The 16,631-nt window shown below is 44.6% G+C and carries 16 protein-coding genes; 13 read left to right on the plus strand and 3 right to left on the minus strand.

Annotation, left to right across the window (positions count from 1 at the left end; genetic code table 11):
* Window positions 1–176 precede the first annotated feature (176 nt).
* The 9 genes from QP775_RS11130 (at window position 177) to QP775_RS11170 (ending at window position 7,499) form a co-directional block, all read left to right on the plus strand.
* A complete protein-coding gene (locus QP775_RS11130; RefSeq protein WP_239329014.1) occupies window positions 177–755 on the plus strand; it encodes a sigma-70 family RNA polymerase sigma factor in 579 nt (192 codons plus the stop codon).
* The gene (locus QP775_RS11135) at window positions 745–1,734 is read left to right on the plus strand and encodes a hypothetical protein (RefSeq protein WP_285106050.1); all 990 of its coding nucleotides are present in this window, start codon (window positions 745–747) and stop codon (window positions 1,732–1,734) included. Before QP775_RS11130 ends, QP775_RS11135 begins: the two co-directional genes overlap by 11 nt.
* Before the next feature lie 182 nt (window positions 1,735–1,916).
* On the plus strand, window positions 1,917–2,048 hold the full coding sequence (locus QP775_RS11140) for a DUF4023 domain-containing protein (RefSeq protein WP_239329012.1): 132 nt from the start codon (window positions 1,917–1,919) through the stop codon (window positions 2,046–2,048).
* A gap of 438 nt (window positions 2,049–2,486) precedes the next feature.
* The gene (locus tag QP775_RS11145; RefSeq protein ID WP_239329011.1) at window positions 2,487–3,437 is read left to right on the plus strand and encodes an ABC transporter permease; all 951 of its coding nucleotides are present in this window, start codon (window positions 2,487–2,489) and stop codon (window positions 3,435–3,437) included.
* Window positions 3,437–4,381: an iron chelate uptake ABC transporter family permease subunit gene (locus QP775_RS11150; protein WP_285106053.1), complete on the plus strand. Its 945-nt coding sequence runs from the start codon at window positions 3,437–3,439 to the stop codon at window positions 4,379–4,381. The genes QP775_RS11145 and QP775_RS11150 overlap by 1 nt, the downstream gene beginning before the upstream one ends.
* On the plus strand, window positions 4,375–5,133 hold the full coding sequence (locus QP775_RS11155; RefSeq protein ID WP_239329009.1) for an iron ABC transporter ATP-binding protein: 759 nt from the start codon (window positions 4,375–4,377) through the stop codon (window positions 5,131–5,133). The genes QP775_RS11150 and QP775_RS11155 overlap by 7 nt, the downstream gene beginning before the upstream one ends.
* Before the next feature lie 97 nt (window positions 5,134–5,230).
* Window positions 5,231–6,202 carry a siderophore ABC transporter substrate-binding protein gene (locus QP775_RS11160; protein ID WP_483312014.1) on the plus strand — a complete coding sequence of 324 codons (972 nt, stop codon included), beginning with the start codon at window positions 5,231–5,233 and terminating at the stop codon, window positions 6,200–6,202.
* A gap of 237 nt (window positions 6,203–6,439) precedes the next feature.
* Entirely contained in the window at window positions 6,440–6,640 is a 201-nt protein-coding gene (locus QP775_RS11165) for a cold-shock protein (RefSeq protein WP_028543770.1), read from the plus strand.
* Window positions 6,641–6,926: 286 nt separating this feature from the next.
* Window positions 6,927–7,499, plus strand: coding sequence for a GNAT family N-acetyltransferase (locus QP775_RS11170; RefSeq protein ID WP_285106059.1), 573 nt, complete (start codon window positions 6,927–6,929; stop codon window positions 7,497–7,499).
* A 323-nt stretch (window positions 7,500–7,822) separates the two neighbouring features.
* Here QP775_RS11170 and QP775_RS11175 read toward each other — a convergent pair whose 3' ends face one another.
* Window positions 7,823–8,143, minus strand: a complete 321-nt coding sequence (locus QP775_RS11175) for an MmcQ/YjbR family DNA-binding protein (protein WP_285106061.1) — start codon at window positions 8,141–8,143, stop codon at window positions 7,823–7,825.
* 103 nt (window positions 8,144–8,246) lie between these two features.
* The gene (locus QP775_RS11180) at window positions 8,247–8,621 is read right to left on the minus strand and encodes a nitrous oxide-stimulated promoter family protein (protein ID WP_285106063.1); all 375 of its coding nucleotides are present in this window, start codon (window positions 8,619–8,621) and stop codon (window positions 8,247–8,249) included.
* A gap of 120 nt (window positions 8,622–8,741) precedes the next feature.
* On the opposite strand from QP775_RS11180, the gene QP775_RS11185 reads away from it, so the two are divergent.
* Both QP775_RS11185 and QP775_RS11190 read left to right on the plus strand, forming a co-directional pair.
* Complete coding sequence (locus QP775_RS11185) at window positions 8,742–9,725, plus strand: helix-turn-helix transcriptional regulator (protein WP_285106065.1); 984 nt, start codon at window positions 8,742–8,744, stop codon at window positions 9,723–9,725.
* Between the two features lie 138 nt (window positions 9,726–9,863).
* Window positions 9,864–10,418, plus strand: a complete 555-nt coding sequence (locus tag QP775_RS11190) for a DinB family protein (protein WP_285106067.1) — start codon at window positions 9,864–9,866, stop codon at window positions 10,416–10,418.
* A gap of 106 nt (window positions 10,419–10,524) precedes the next feature.
* Here QP775_RS11190 and QP775_RS11195 read toward each other — a convergent pair whose 3' ends face one another.
* Window positions 10,525–11,709: an MGDG synthase family glycosyltransferase gene (locus QP775_RS11195; protein WP_239329002.1), complete on the minus strand. Its 1,185-nt coding sequence runs from the start codon at window positions 11,707–11,709 to the stop codon at window positions 10,525–10,527.
* Window positions 11,710–12,067: 358 nt separating this feature from the next.
* On the opposite strand from QP775_RS11195, the gene QP775_RS11200 reads away from it, so the two are divergent.
* Complete coding sequence (locus QP775_RS11200; RefSeq protein ID WP_285106070.1) at window positions 12,068–15,307, plus strand: hybrid sensor histidine kinase/response regulator; 3,240 nt, start codon at window positions 12,068–12,070, stop codon at window positions 15,305–15,307.
* Window positions 15,282–16,466: a response regulator gene (locus QP775_RS11205; protein ID WP_239329000.1), complete on the plus strand. Its 1,185-nt coding sequence runs from the start codon at window positions 15,282–15,284 to the stop codon at window positions 16,464–16,466. Before QP775_RS11200 ends, QP775_RS11205 begins: the two co-directional genes overlap by 26 nt.
* Window positions 16,467–16,631: the final 165 nt, after the last annotated feature.

Consider the following 16,631-nt stretch of genomic DNA (forward strand, 5'->3'; position numbering starts at 1 on the left):
AAATATATAGATCTAGTGAAAAATGTTTAAAAAAATATGGTTTCCCGAACATAAAAGCGCTTTTTCTGTTAAATTCTTCGTGTTTATACCATTATACATTTTATTTTGCATGGAAGTGAACCTAAAACGTGATCGGAGCCAATATCTCATGTAACACCTGAATGGAGGCCGGCTACATGAAGGAATTAAACATTACCCCGCTAATCATCCGGATGAGGGCTGGGGATACAGATGCTTTTCAACAACTTTATCATGAGACAAAGGATTATACGTACCGCTTGATTTATTTCCTTGCTCCGAATAAGCAAGATACAGCAGACATGATGAGTGAGGTTTATTTGGAGTTGTTCCGAGCATGGGACAAATACGACCCAGAACAACCCTTCTATGCATGGATGAATGGCATTATTGTACGCCAAGTGCGGAGCTGGAACAGAGGGGTGTGGCGTAGGTTCCGTTTATTGGAACGGGTTAAGTCACACGGTGCCGAACTGCCGCCTACAGGGATGGACGATCATCTGTATGCACTGCATGCTCAAATGGAGGTGCTCCCTGTTGTCGAACTGCTTTCGCAGAAGTTAAAGGAAGTTATTGTGCTCCGGTATGTACACGACTATACCTTACAGGATATTGCGATGATATTAGATATACCTGTAGGTACCGTAAAGTCCCGCCATCACTTGGCATTAAAGCAATTGCGTCGTCATATGGACGAACGAAAGGCAGAAAGGGGAGAAACATCTTATGTCCATTGAGCAAAAGTTGAAGCAAGAATACAAGTCAGCATCCGAATCGCTGCATCTACCTTCCTCGTTGGAGACTCATATGACGGCCATAATTGCCGAGCAAGGCGCGAATTGGAGAGAGGGGAAACCTATGATCTTAAAACGTAAATTCACAGCACGAAAATGGATATACGCCGCGCTAATTGCGGCAGTATTATCAGGGTTTGGCTATGCTACCCAGAAATTACTGTTTCAATCCGACCATGGCTTCATTCAGACAGAGGTGTGGACGGATAGTGGTTTTAAGCTTGCACCGTCTTTGAAGACAGACATTCGCAGAACATTGGCTGACGTAAAAAACCAATTGCAAGAAGGGCAGTATGCTGCTGTCTACATGGCGGCGCTTGAGAAATCAGAGTATTCAGCTTTTAGGCAGCACCCTTTGCTCAGTGTATCCAAGCCTAGAACTGTGGAGCAACTAGAGCAATGGAGCGAGAAGATCGCAAGTGCGGGTATTATCAGTGCAGTTCCCGATCAACTAAACGGAGCATTCACTTTTGAATCAGGCAAGTCTGAGCCTGCCTTTGGGGGCATTGTTAGTTTGGAAGGACTTGAGATGTTAGGTGAGCTGCGTCAGGAGAGCAAGGACCAAGGAAAGGCATACACTTGGAGAACACAGCCTAAGGAGACAAACCCGCCGGTCGATATTTACACGTCCACTTATAAGAGCGCGGATGGGAATCGCCTGTTTGTGCAGTATGATCATATTTTGGAAAAGGTCAAAATCAAGGCAATTTCGCCAGACACGATCGTGCATGATCGGATACAGAAAGATGGTATTGAGGCCGACTATGTGGAGAACAACGACTATTTATTTAGTGATACGGGATTGTATAAAGAGTGGTCATGGATGTCCAAGAGCTCTTCGTCTGTCATGATTCGTGTAATTACAGATTCACCAAATATTTCGAAAGAGCAACTTATCCAAGCAGCCCAAGCTGTGGAATGAGCGAAGGATATTGTATATCGTAACTAGGGACAATTATAGGCTATGAACGACAAGCAGCCTCTCTGCTGACATCAAGACCATGAGATGAAGTGGAGACCTGTTTGGTACGGGACATGATTTGGCTGCTACTTGGTTAAAGTAACGGTGACATCGCTTGTATGAAAGAAGGAGGCTTGAACATCATGGACAACACACACGACTTTGTACAAAAGGTGCACGAGAACCAGGAGAAGGCTCGAAAGAACCAGCAGCATCACGGTAAAGGGACCCCAGGTGATAAGCTGCCGGGTAAGCAGAAAAGCACCAATAAATAACGGGTCAAGATTACGACCTCAGAACCAATCGCTTAGCAAATAGGATAGTTTTCAGTATGTGTTACAGATCAACGGAGCCGCCTACTCGATGAATTAGCGAGGGGCGGCTTTTTTTATTTCCGTTATTGATGTTTAAGCAAGTGCTACAGCTATTATTGGGGTATTCAAGTTCGGTAAATTAAGGGATACATACAATGATTTGAAAAAATGAAGGTCCATTCTTACCAAGAATCAACAATATTGTGGCAAAAAAGTGATCGATAACATAAAATCCTGTGTTTTTATTGACTTATACCCTTAGTACGTTATAATCGTAACAGTTACAGTAAATGAGAATCAATCTCAATGATAAGGGGCAAATGATCTCAGTCAACTTACCTTCGGTAATGACATTATTACAGCGAATGAGTTAACGACGTTACAGTGAAAAGGATAACCATGAGAAAAATATATCTTGTGATTGCACTCATTGTCTTATCAATGATTTCTCTGTTTATAGGAGTTAAAGAACTCTCTCCGCTTGATTTGTTTAATCTGACAGAGGATAAGACGCAAACTTTATATATTAGCCGCGTTCCGCGACTAATGAGCATCATCATTGCAGGGATGAGCATGAGTATTGTCGGACTTATGATGCAGCAGTTAAGCCGCAATCGCTTCGTATCGCCTACGACGGCAGGAACGATGGATTCTGCCAAGTTCGGGGTATTGGTCGCCCTAATGATTTTTCCGACGGCCACGCCACTTGTGAAGATGTCCATAGCCTTTCTGTTTGCATTGTTAGGTACATACATCTTTATGAAAATACTGGACCGCGTGAAATTTAAAGATGCCATCTTTATTCCGCTGGTCGGTCTTATGTTCGGCAGTATCGTTAGCTCCATTACGACGTTTTTTGCCTATAAGCATGACCTGATTCAGAATATATCATCTTGGATGCACGGAGACTTCTCGATGACGATCCAAGGACAGTATGAGCTGATCTACTTAAGTATTCCGGCGCTGGTTATCGCTTATTTATTTGCTAATCGGTTTACAGTAGCAGGGATGGGGGAAGAATTCTCGCACAACCTGGGTTTGAATTACAAACAAGTGGTGAACCTCGGCCTTGTCATCGTTGCATTGGTCTCGGCTGTCGTGCTGCTGACGGTAGGTACGATTCCGTTTCTGGGGCTTATTATTCCGAATATTGTTACCCTTTACCAAGGCGATAACCTTAAGAAAAACCTGCCTCATACGGCACTGCTTGGTGCGGTATTTGTCCTGAGCTGTGACATTATAGGCCGACTCATCATCTACCCGTACGAGATCTCAATCGGACTGACGGTTGGTGTTATAGGCAGTATTATCTTTATTTACTTACTTATGAGAAGAAAGGCTTACCAGTGATGAGAGGGAAACTATGGACGCTAGCAGCATTGGCATTGACCTTGATCATCATATTTATGGTTATTAAGGCTAACGGAAACTGGGATTACATCCTTCCACGCAGGGGCAAAAAAATATTGGCCATCGTTATAACGGGAGGCGCGATTGCTTTCTCAACGATGATATTCCAAACCATAACCAACAACCGTATCCTTACACCGAGCATCCTCGGCCTAGATTCCCTTTATATGCTCATTCAGACGACTGTTGTCTTTGTATTTGGCTCAACAAGTATGACGATGTTGGATCGGAATCTGAACTTTGGCATATCCGTGGGGCTGATGATGCTGTTTGCGAGTGTGTTTTACAAGGTGTTGTTCCGTAGAGAAGGCCAGAATATTTACTTTTTGCTATTGTTAGGCCTAATATTTGGTACTTTGTTTTCAAGCATGTCGTCGTTTATGGAAATTCTCATTGATCCGAACGAGTTTCAGATTGTTCAGGATCGTATGTTTGCCAGCTTTAATAACATTAACACCGATCTACTTATCCTTTCGATAGCAGTGTTGGCTGGTGTCTCACTCTATTTTATGAAGTTCATGAAGTACTTGGATGTGTTATCACTAGGCAGAGAAGAGGCCATAAATCTTGGTGTGAATTACGACCATGTAGTTAAACGTCTGCTCATTATCGTGGCTATTTTAATCTCGATTGCGACCGCACTGGTTGGGCCCATCACATTCCTCGGACTGCTGGTGGCTAATATCGCGCATCAACTCTTTAAAACCTATCGTCACAGTGTTCTGATTACAGGCTCAATGCTCATCAGTATTGTGGCCTTGATAGGTGGGCAATTAATTGTAGAACGAGTATTTACATTCCAGACAACGATTAGCGTCATTATTAACTTTGTCGGGGGCGTGTACTTCATATATCTTCTGTTGAAGGAGAACAAAACGTGGTAGAAGTAAAGCTAGTCTCCAAACAGTACAGTGGCAAGCCGGTTGTAGATAACGTATCGGTGAAAATTGCAAAAGGCAAAATTACGTCTTTCATTGGGCCGAACGGCGCGGGAAAGAGTACGTTGCTGTCTATGGTAAGCCGATTGCTCTCCAAAGATTCTGGTGAAATTATTTTGGATGGCAAGGAGATCAGCCAATGCAAGAGTGCTGAGCTCGCCAAGCAGATATCGATTCTTAAGCAGTCTAACCACATTACAGTGCGCTTATCAATTCGTGATTTAGTCAGCTTTGGGCGGTTTCCTTATTCACAAGGCAAATTGACACAGCAGGATTGGGTCTTCGTTGACGAGGCGATTCAGTATATGGAGCTGGAGGACATACAGCATAAGTTTCTGGATCAACTAAGCGGTGGCCAACGTCAGCGAGCTTATATCGCGATGGTGCTTGCCCAGAATACGGAATACATTTTGCTGGATGAACCCTTAAACAATTTGGATATGAAGCATTCTGTGCAGATTATGAAGGTGCTGCGCAGGTTAGTAGATGAGCTGGGCAAGACGATTGTTATTGTTATTCATGATATCAACTTTGCTTCTTGTTACTCTGATTATATCGTAGCTCTAAAAGAGGGACGGATTGTCAAAGAAGGTCCAACAGCGGACATTATTGATTCTTCTGTACTTAAGGACGTATACGATATGGATATTCCGATTCAGGTGATTAATGGCAACAAAATTTGTGTTTATTTTAATTAGCACTTTCATGTGCTCTTCCTACTTGGTGTTACGTGTTAACTCACATATAAAATAATTTCATGAGGTGATAGAAGTGAAGAAAAAATGGTTAGTTATTATGATGACATTGGTCATCGCAGTGGTAGCTGCAGCATGCGGCGAAAAAAATACAGCTTCGAACGGTAGTTCGACAGAGCAAACAACAGGCTCTACGGCAACAACAACACCTGCTGCTGAGCAGACGGAGCTAGAGATCAAACATAAGTTGGGGACAACTAAAGTAAAATTGAACCCACAAAAAGTAGTTGTATTTGACTTTGGTGCGTTAGATACATTAGACAAATTAGGTGTTCCAGTCGCGGGAGTTCCACGTGGTGGCAACGTTCCAGGGTACTTGGCGAAATACAATTCCAAGGAAATTGAAAATGTTGGTGGTTTAAAAGAGCCTGATTTTGAGAAAATTAATGATATGAAGCCAGATCTGATCTTAATTTCGGGTCGTCAATCTGACGCGTATAAAGAGCTGAGTGCAATTGCACCTACTGTATACGTTGGAGTGGACACAAAAAATTACATGGTATCTTTCAAGGAAAATGTGAAAATACTTAGTAAAATATTCGGTAAAGAAGCAGAAGCTGATAAAGAATTGGCAGCTATTGATGATTCCATCAAAGCATTAAATGAAAAAGCTACTGCTAGCGGTAAAAATGCACTTATTATTTTGGCGAATGAAGGAAAAATAAGTGCTTATGGTCCGAAGTCGCGCTTTGGTATTTTACATGATGTCTTTGGTATGACAGCTGTTGACCCTAAAATCGAAGTATCGACTCATGGACAAAGTGTGTCTTTTGAATACATCGCAGAAAAAAATCCAGATTATTTATTTGTCGTGGATCGTGGTGCTGTAGTCAAAAGTGAAGCAGGTGCATCTTCTGTTAAAGATGTAGTGGAGAACGCATTGGTGAAGAACACGAAGGCGTCCAAGGACGGCAATATCGTATATCTGAACCCTGAATTCTGGTACCTTTCTGGCGGTGGATTAGAATCTGTAGCCGAGATGGTAAAAGAAGTATCCAAAAGCTTAAAATAGTGTTATAATGTGTTTATCAGTTTGCCGCTTCTCGGCACTGTTCGAGAAGTGGCAGCACATTGATATAATAAATATTGCATTTTGCCTCTTTTTAAGGTATGATTAAGTCAATCCTACATTTTGAAACCTTCAATTGCGTATTGTAAAAGGTTCTCATGTTAGTGAACCTTTTACAATACGCAATTTTTATTTTCAAAATAAAAAGAGGTATATGTTTTAGCGTTGGAGGTGAAATAAATGCAAACAGGTACAGTTAAATGGTTTAACGCTGACAAAGGTTTCGGCTTCATCGAAGTTGAAGGTGGCGACGATGTATTCGTACATTTCTCCGCAATCACTGGTGACGGCTTCAAAACTTTGGACGAAGGCCAACGTGTCGAGTTCAACATCGTACAAGGTAACCGTGGACCGCAAGCGGAAAACGTTGTTAAATTGTAATTGATGGAAAACAGTCCTTAACTTCGGTTAAGGGCTGTTTTTTTGTGCGTTTGTAAGCCTATACTACATAACTGGGTAGGCGAGGTTTAAGGTTTGACGAAGCGATCTGCAACGAGTACCCTTTATTTAGACCTTTTTTTTATCGCGAGCCGGAGTGCGAAGCTCCCCAGCTCCTATAGGGAGGTCAATTACTTAGATCCGGGGTGGAACTATTTGTAGTCGCAACGTTATCACTTTAGAATGCAAAGATATACCGCAAGCAGCCCATGTACTGGCTGCACAATTTATGGAAGACCCGCTGTATACGTTTATGCTCCCTGATCCCAGTACGCGACAAGAAGTGCTTCGTATCTTTTTTCGTCATTACTTAGAGATGTTGTCCCCTTATTCTGATATTTATGCAAGTTCAGCACAATGGGAAGCGGTGGCGCTTGTATTCCGCTCTGAGCAATTCGGCAGTTCCATACTGTCTCAGTTGAATTATCGGAGAAGAATTGCAACTGCTATCATAAAGTCTCTTCCTGCTTGCCGATATATTGGATGTAAAGGTTTCATCAGAGGCGTATCCATTTTACACAGTATGAGCTCAGCTTGGCTTCATATGCTTGGGGACAGACCCTACGCTCATTTAGACATGTTGGTTGTGCAGCAGGCTTATCGAGGCTCAGGCCAAGTGAGTAAGATGATGGAGCCGCTGCTAGCTGAGTGTGATGCCAAAGACTGGGCATGTACACTAGAAACACAGAATCCAAATAACGTACCTCTGTATGGCAGATATGGCTTCACATTGGTCGAGACGATTCGTTTGCCCGATAGTGACCTAGAACAATATTGTATGGTTTATAATCGCAACAATTGATTACAAACCGACTGAATATAATAGATTGAGAGATTGTAAACAAGAGCCGTTGAGCTGATCAGCATGATGCTGGTTAACGCAGCGGCTTTTCTATGTGCCTTTTTCGTATATCGGATGAGCTGTCACGTGTAACGTGAAGTAACGAATGCTTCTTCTATTGGCGACATATATTTGATAACGATTGTTTGATTACGTCATGGTTTATTTGTATTCTGACCAGACTCAGAGGGGAAACTAAGCTAATCTAAAAGCGGATAGGGTCAATTCTAAAAGCAGCCGTTACATCTTCTGGATGGAAGGTGCAACGGCTCCGTGTACTTGTATTATGAACCGATCTTAGTACGTTCTGTCTTTGTCATCCCTTTCAAAACGAGCTCGTAGGAATGATCAATCATGGCTTGTACCTCTTCATCTGTGAGATTGCCGTCTAATGCAACTGTGTTCCAATGCTTCTTATTGAGATGATAGCCTGGCGTTATCTCAGGGTATTGCTCACGCAATGAATCTGCTTTAAAAGGATCACACTTCAAGCTTACACTAGGGTTACCATCGGTGGGGAAGAGGGCGTACATTTTGGTTCCCGCCTTCATCACATGGACATCTGGGCCAAATGGATTGGTTTGGCTAGTCCCACGCTTAGTCATACAATATTCTATCCATTTGTTCATCTTTGGCCTCTACCTTCTTCCTCATCTAACTTTGATGGCCCTAGCATAGCGAATTTGTGAGTGCAAATCAATTTTAGATTTATTTTACGGGCTTCTTTTGCCGTGCTTCAGGCAGCGCGGGCGGCTTCTGTAAGCTGCTTATGAGATGGCGAATGGCCATGATAGGATGGCGGTATACCATGCGTGGACCGGCATAACGCATGACTTGTTTTATGTGCTCTCGCATGTCGGGTTTGTAGCAGTGAATAGGACATTTTCCACAGGTAGGCTTGTTTTCTCCGAATTGGCAGTGACTCAGCCGCTTATAGGCATATCTAGTAAGCTCTGCACATGAATCGCATAGTCCTGTTTCCAGATTCCTATCGATAGTCTCATGCTGGTGATGCGCGCAGCAATAGATGCGTATCATATAAGTGAGCGTCGCTTTTTCTTTAGATATATTGGATATTCCCATCCGCATTACTCCTCTGCTAAGGTAACTATATACATATCAGGATAAATTCCATTAATACAAATTATATAAGGTTAACTCGAATAAGAAGGTGAGCAAGTTAACAGAGACGGAGGAATGGGGATGAATCGTACGGATCGTTTGATGGCTATCGTACTTGAGCTCAGACAAAGACGTGTGTATCGAGCCGAAGATCTTGCGGCATTGTATGAAGTTGGAGTACGTACGATATACAGAGACATGCAGGCTTTGTCTGAAATGGGAGTACCAATTGCTTCGATCCCTGGCATCGGGTATTCCCTGATGGAAGGATATTTTCTGCCGCCGGTGCTGCTGCATCCAGAGGAGGCCTTATTGCTGCTGACGGGTGTCGAGCATATTGGCGGCAGGCTGGATGAGTCATGGACTGCTTATGCGCAGGGTGCCCGCGCCAAGATGAAGGAGCTGCTAAATGAAGCTGGTCTTCACCGAATGCGGGATATCGAAGGGCAAATACGCTTTCTGCCCGAAGATTATGGGGTGACGCCGCTGCATCGGAACAAGACAAATCCACTGCTCCATAAGATGCAGCAGGCAGTGAAACAGCAGCGCGTGTTATCTATTCGATATGAAGCCCCTGTTGGCATAAGCGGCTCAGTTGAGACGGAGCGTACGATTCACCCATACGGCATCGTGCATACAGGAGCCGTATGGGTTGTAATTGCGTACTGCAGCTTACGCCTGTCTATTCGCCATTTTCGCTTGGATCGAATTCAAGAGCTGCTGGAGATGGAAGAGCACTTTGAGCGCCCAGCCCAATTCTCGCTGTCTGAATATATGCCCACTGACGACCGTACTGATCGTGGCTATCACGTTACAGTTTCTTTTCCAATAAGTTTGTCACAGCGTGTGAAGGAGTCGCGTTATTTTTATATCGAATCTGTGGAAGAGCGGGAGCATGAGCTGATCGTCAAACTTACAGCCCGTAAAGAGCAGGATGTGCTTTCCTGGCTACTAAGCTGGGGTGCTCAGGCGACTGTAATGGAGCCTGCATCGTTGGCACAAGCCATTAAAGCGGAAGCAGAACGCATGGTACGACTTTATTCTTCCGATGCAACTTATTACTGACATAAGGGTGTCAGGAGCACTTCGATATACTGGGTTAACAAGTGCCGGTTGGTAGTTATGTGTGGTGACTGTTTGAACTAGTGGGAACTTGCCATCATTCACCAGAAGGCGGACTCAAGATAAGAAGGGGCGAAGAATATGTTGAAAGTGGATGTAAATGAAAGATTAAGCCAAACGGTGATGGAGATTAGACAGTTATTAGGCCAATACGAGCTTGAGCTTGATCGTTATTCGGCTGAGCAATTAACAGCGGTGCCAATAGTAGGCAGTTGGTCGATCGGACAAGTCTATAATCATCTTATAGATGCTACGCTCCGCTTGCATCTGCGTGCTATTGATCAATGCGCAGCCGCTGAGGAAACAACGGGGGGTGCTAAGACGGAAGGAGGCGAAGTGATTTATCGAGCCGGTGCCTTTCCACCCATTAAGATCAAGGTGCCTGATTCAGCGGGCTATACACCGCTTCAGCCGACGGATCGGCAGCAGCTGATTGACGGACTGCGTCAAGTCTCCTTCGAACTGGATGCGGCTCAGCGTACTGCTGCTGGCAGTGATCCGCAATCGAAAGTAGAGCATCCTGGACTTGGATGGCTGAATGCTGAGGAATGGCTGCAGCTGGTCAGAATGCATTTTAACCATCATTTACGGCAGAAAGCAGAGTTGGATGCGGCCCTAGGCATGTCTGCGATCTAGGTCAGGTCTCGTGTCGCAGCCAATCGTTAAAAAATAACCTTCAATCCTACTTTTGAAATAGTGGGATTGAAGGTTATTTTCATATTTATTAAGGTTTATGCTGCTGTTAGATAGCGTTGCGCCGCATCCACCGCTTAGCTGCGGGCTGCGGTTGTATTGCCGTCTGCTGCGCCATGCGAAGGATCGCTTCTGCGCTATCTGCGTGCATGCGACCGCGCTCCGTAAGTGCGCGATCACCCATCCGCTGCAGCTTCTCAGGATTGGCTGCCAAGTATGCGAGCTGACGCACCAGATCGTCAGTACCTTTTGCACGACAAGCCAGGCCGTTGCGAACCAAGTAACGGATATTATCACGTTCTTGCCCTGGCAGCGGCTTGTAAACGAGCAGCGGCAGCTGCTGTGCGATTGCTTCAGCGGTCGTAACGCCGCCCGACTTGGTAATGATAAGATCGGACATCGCCATATATTCATGTACGGGCTTCACGTATCCTTCTATGCGCAGATGAAGCGGTGAGGAACTGGCCCACTGCTGCAGCTGGCGGCGGAGCTTGTCGTTGTTGCCGCACACAATAATAAATTGCAGGTGTTCTGCCCATTGTTCATGCTCCAATGCCTCAAGCATGGACAAGTCTAGCAGCCCGCAGCCTCCGCCCATCAGCAGCACGGTCATCTTGTCAGGCTGCAGCAAATAGTTGGCTCGCAATGCTTGTTTATCGTATTGTTCATAAAATTCAGGTCGCACCGGTATGCCCGTTACTTCGATGTAAGCGGGGTTGATGCCTTGTCGAATAAGCTTTGTCCGTGCTGCCTCAGAGCCTACCATATACAAATCTGTATAGGGGTGAAGCCAGAAGCTGTGATCTGTATGATCTGTAATCACGGTAACTGCCGGACACTGCACGATGCCGCGCTCCTTCAGCTTGGATACAGCTGCACTTGCGGCAGGAAAGGTGCTGACAATAACATCGGGAGTCAGTTCCCGAATCAGCTTGGTCAATGGCCGTAGGCTTGTAAGGCGGACGCTTTTTACGAATTGAGCAACTCCACGATCTTTGCGAGTCATTTCGAACATATATCCATACATGCTTGGGAAGTGTTTTAACCATTGAACGAAGCAATAAGAGCCGACTCCATGCAGATGGGGAGCGGTCTGCTCCAAGTAGTCTACGACATGAACGTTTACGTCGTCGCCGAATCGTTGTGCTACCATATCTCGTATCGCGTTTGCGGTCTGGATATGACCGTGCCCCAGCGAACCAGTCAACACCAATATATTCGTTTGTTTACGCACTGTCGAAGCCTCCATTCCATATGACATGTAATCTCCATCTCCCTTTTAATCGTCCGAATATGATGCTGCTATAAACGGTGTTTGTGATACTACTATTTTATCTTCCTAAGCAGCCAATCAAAACAGACCGCAGGTTAGTTCTTATCCTAGACCTTCGTCGGGCATAATCTGGAAGTTGTCCTGATATAAGGTATTTAAATGGTTTAATTAAGGATAGCGTGTCTCTTCTGCTTATCGCGGCTGGCCTTTACAATGAGGAGGTTGAAATGCTCTGCTGAACTTACTCTTGTAGAATACTCGGTAAGTTCAGTAATATATTCCTAAAACGATTGTATTAACTTTATGAGGTATGGAATTTATGATATCAGCAATACATAAGCATCGCCGCCGTTCCCTAGGTGTTATTTGTTTCTTGCTTATCATCGTTATTTTACTGTTTGGGCTGCCGCTGCTTGGAACTGGTGCTAAGCCTTGTGCGATATCGGAGCAAGGGATTATGGATTTAGGCAAGTGTGAATTGAATGAGATAGGCACGGTAGAACTTGATGGGCTGTGGGAATACACGCCTAACCAACTTCTGTGGCCAGAATCAAAGGTATCGAATCCTGTTTATGTACAGATCCCGCACCAATGGCAAGCCAATGGCAGGAGCCTATTTCAAGAGGACGTTGTCAATTATGCCACCTATCGTATTACGCTCAAGCTCCCTAGCGGCTATCAGAATTATGGGATAAGGGTGTCTAATGTGAAAACCGCAAGCAGGCTGTATGTAGACGGTAAATTACTCGGGTCTAGAGGGCAGATAGGGACGAGTAGAGAGAAGTCGATTCCGAATAACCGTCCTTACACTGTATATTTTTCACCGCATAAAGAGGAAGTAGAACTGGTACTGCAAGCTTCTAACTTTCATTTTTATGCGAATACAGGTATCTCCGAGCGAATATTTTTAGGAATCGCTGAAAGTATCCAAACCATGGAGAAACATAATGGTTTTATGGATGTCACTCTCATTTCCTGTTTGCTGTTTATGGGGATCTATTTCCTAGGGGAAAACTTTTATCGTCGTGATCAAGGATCAATAGCCTTTTTCCCGCTGTTCTGTTTCTCAGGGGCGTTGTACTTTGCATGCCACGGCGAGAAATTGATATTGGAGTTTGTTGCGGGCATTTCATATGAATGGGTAACAAAGTTGCAGGTTATATCCAGTACAGGGGTAGGGTACTTTTTCCTGGCCCATACGTATATTCAACTAAAAGTTTATTCTTCAGTTAAGCTTGTGAAACTTTCAGGTATTGTGTCTATACTCATCGTGAGTTTTGTTCTATTTACACCGATGAGTATCTATACAAAGTTTATGCTTTATTTTATCATTCTGCAAATTGTTGGGCTGTTGTATATTATTTTTATTTCGTGGCGGGCATTACTCTATCGTATGACGGGTTCTGCTTATATTTTCGTAAGTGTTATGTCCGCAATTCAAGTAATTGGACTAATGGTATCCAGAACGGGATGGATTGGCCCGGTTTCTTCTGTACTGCCTTTGGGCATTCCCATTTTTATGTTGGCGCAGGGGCTGTTTTTTTCTAGTCGATTCACGAGTGCTTATCATCAGATTAAGCAGCTGTCTGAGCAGCTTATGGCTAAAATGAAGGGACAGGAGCAATTCCTTGTTCGAACCTCACATGAACTTAAGACACCGTTAAACGCCATCATTAATATAAGTGAGTCTATGCTGGAAGGAGCTGGCGGTAAGCTGAATGCTTCTCAAAGAGCCGATATGCGTCTTGTTAACGGTACAGCAAGGGGCCTCAGTTACTTGGTCAAGGATATCTTAGATAGTGAACAAATAAAGAATCGTCGTATTCGCCTGCATCCACGTTCATTAGATGTGTACGATATCGTAGCTTTTGTAATAGATGTGTTCCAGCGCCTGAACCGTAATAGTGAAGTGGATGTTCGGAATGAAGTGAAGGCTGGGATACATTACGTTGTGGGTGATGAGAACAGGGTTACACAGATTTTATATAATTTATTGGATAACGCGCTCAAGCATACGGAAGCAGGTCATATAACAGTATCCTGTGTCTCTAATGAGGGATGGGAACAGATTACGGTTGCTGACACAGGGGCAGGCATTGAAGCACAGTACTTGGATCGTATCTTTATGGATTATCAGCAAATCGACAGCTCTTCGTTAACAGATACATCAGGTATTGGGATTGGGCTGCCGATCACGAAGCAGCTAGTAGAAATGCAAGGAGGTCGAATGGAGGTTCAGTCCAAGATCGGCGAAGGCAGTAACTTCATCTTTACGCTGCCGGCGGTTAAATTAGAGGGGCAGCCGACAGCTGAAAGAGAGGAGATTATCGGGTTATCCGAGCAGCCCGAAGCAGCGGGTGGTGCAAGCCATAAATCAGGCGGCTCACGGGAGGCAAGGGATATTTCCAACAAGGATGTACTGGGCGAGCAGTGTTTAGCATCTGCTGATATAGATTTTCGTTATATTGAAGAGTTGGACGTTGGCCCGGAAGAACGTGCCGTATTATCCCCTACTGGTCAGGAACAAGGTCGCATTCTTTTGGTAGATGATAATTATGCAAGCTTAAAGGCGCTTGCTAATCTACTAGAGCTTGAGGGATATACTTGTGAGCTTGCACGCAGTGGCAAGACGGCCTTATCGTTACTGGAACATGGCAATCGATTTAACCTGTGTATTATGGATGTTATGATGCCGACGATGTCAGGTTTTGATTTGTGCCGTGTTATCCGGCAGATGTATAGTCCACTGGATCTGCCTGTATTAATGGCGACGGCGGGCTCAAACGTACATTTGAATCAAATCGGGTTTGAGGCAGGAGCCAACGATTTTATTCATAAGCCATATGATTGGACGGATCTAAAAGGCAGGGTCAAGACGTTAGTGCAGCTAAAGGAAACGGTGCTGCAGCTTGTGCATTCGGAGAGAGATATGCTGCGAGCGCAGATTAAACCTCATTTTCTGTTTAACTCCATTAACACAATATTATGGATGAGTAAGCGCGATTCTGATGAAACGAGGAAATTGCTGCATGCACTCAGTGATTTTTTACGAGGCAGCTTTGACTTTGATAACCAAGAGATTGAAGTGCCTTTTGCGGATGAACTGCGTATCATTGAAGCCTATTTATCCCTCGAGCGAGCACGTTTTGGCTCACGTCTCAAGGTGGAGTACAATTTGGAGGAGAGGAACTTCGCCGTTCCTCCACTGCTGCTGCAGCCTATTGTGGAGAATGCTGTCCGCCACGGTATCATGGAGAAGGTGGAAGGCGGAACCATAGTAATTACTTCGCGCAGAGTAGAGATGTGGATCGAGCTATCGGTGTCCGATGATGGAGTGGGCATGGATATAGATCGTATCGATTTGGATAAGAAGGTCCATGGAGCATTCTTATTTGGAGACAAGCGTGGGGGAATTGGACTTTCTAACATAAACCGCAGAATACGCAGCTTGTATGGTACTTCCTTGAGCATTGCTGACCGTGAAGGCGGTGGCACGGTGGTAACCATGCGAATACGAGCAGGAGATGATGATCATGACTTATCAAATAGTCGTCGTTGACGACGAACTTCCGGCTCTGGGAGAGATGGAAGACCTGTTAAAAGAAGAGGTATTGGCAGGAGAGGTTGTCCTGTTCTCTCATGCGGAACACGCGCTGGAGTGGGTATTGCGTCATGAACCGGATATCGTCTTACTGGATATTCAGATGCCAGGAATAAATGGACTTGCTTTTGCGGAGCGTTTGCTAGATGCCAAGTCGATGATCGAGGTCGTGTTTGTTACGGCTTATAATCAGTACGCGCTGCAAGCGTTTGAGTTAAGTGCTGTTGACTATATTCTAAAGCCGGTCAAACCAGAGCGCCTGAGTCGTACACTGCAGCGAATCCATAGCAGACGTCTAGGACAAATGAGGCCAGATCATCATAAGCTTAATCCGAATGTGGCTGACGCCCATATTACAATGGACATAGAGAATCAGCAAGCCAAAGCCATCCCTTCCATATTCAGTCTCGGCCGTTTAAAAATAGAAGCTCCATCTGGTTTGCTCAAATGGCGGACTGTAAAAGTAGAAGAACTATTTGCGTATTTGCTGTTAAAGGGCTCAGCCAGTCTTGATCAGATTATTAATGATATATTCCCGAATTCGGATCCTAATAAGGCTAAAGCTTATGTACACACTTGTGTATATCAAATTCGACGTGCCGTTGTGGAAGTATCGTTGCAAACGTATATACATGTGACTTACACTGACCGAATGTACAAGCTTATACTGTCTGATATTTGGCATGATAGGGAACTGTTTATGAATGAAAAAATTGAATCCTCCGATATCAAGGCGCTGGAAGAAATGTCATCTCTCTACCGCGGTGATTGGTGTGAAGGATTGGACGGAATGTGGATGACGACGCATCGGGAGGAGATTAGAGACCGATATTTGTGGCTTTTAGAGGACATGGTTGATCTCAATCAAAAGCAGGGCGAGTATCGGAAGGCGCTGGCCAGCATCCGCAAGCTCATGAAGCTTGATCCTTGGAACGAGCACTACGCCTCGCTGATGACGGAATTGTACGTGGAGAATGGCGAGAAGACAAGAGCCAAGCACTTTGTTCAAGAGTACCAAGACCAATATGAACGAGAGCTAGGCGAGTCGTTGTCTGAGGGCTGGTATCAGCGTATACATACAATATTTGAAGATGAAGTAGCTAGTACGCAGGAATAAGGTAAGCAACCTACATGCCTGCCTATGGCAGGGCTGCAATAAGTAAAGCTGTTCGTGACGTTCACGGACAGCTTTATTATTTAATAACAGCTGCAAATGGCAGAGGGAGTCGATGATGAGTCGCTTGCAGAAGCGTGGACCACTGCTTGGGTAAGATCAGCATGG

The sequence above is a fragment of the Paenibacillus sp. UMB4589-SE434 genome (assembly GCF_030226685.1).
Taxonomy (GTDB): Bacteria; Bacillota; Bacilli; order Paenibacillales; family Paenibacillaceae; genus Paenibacillus_B.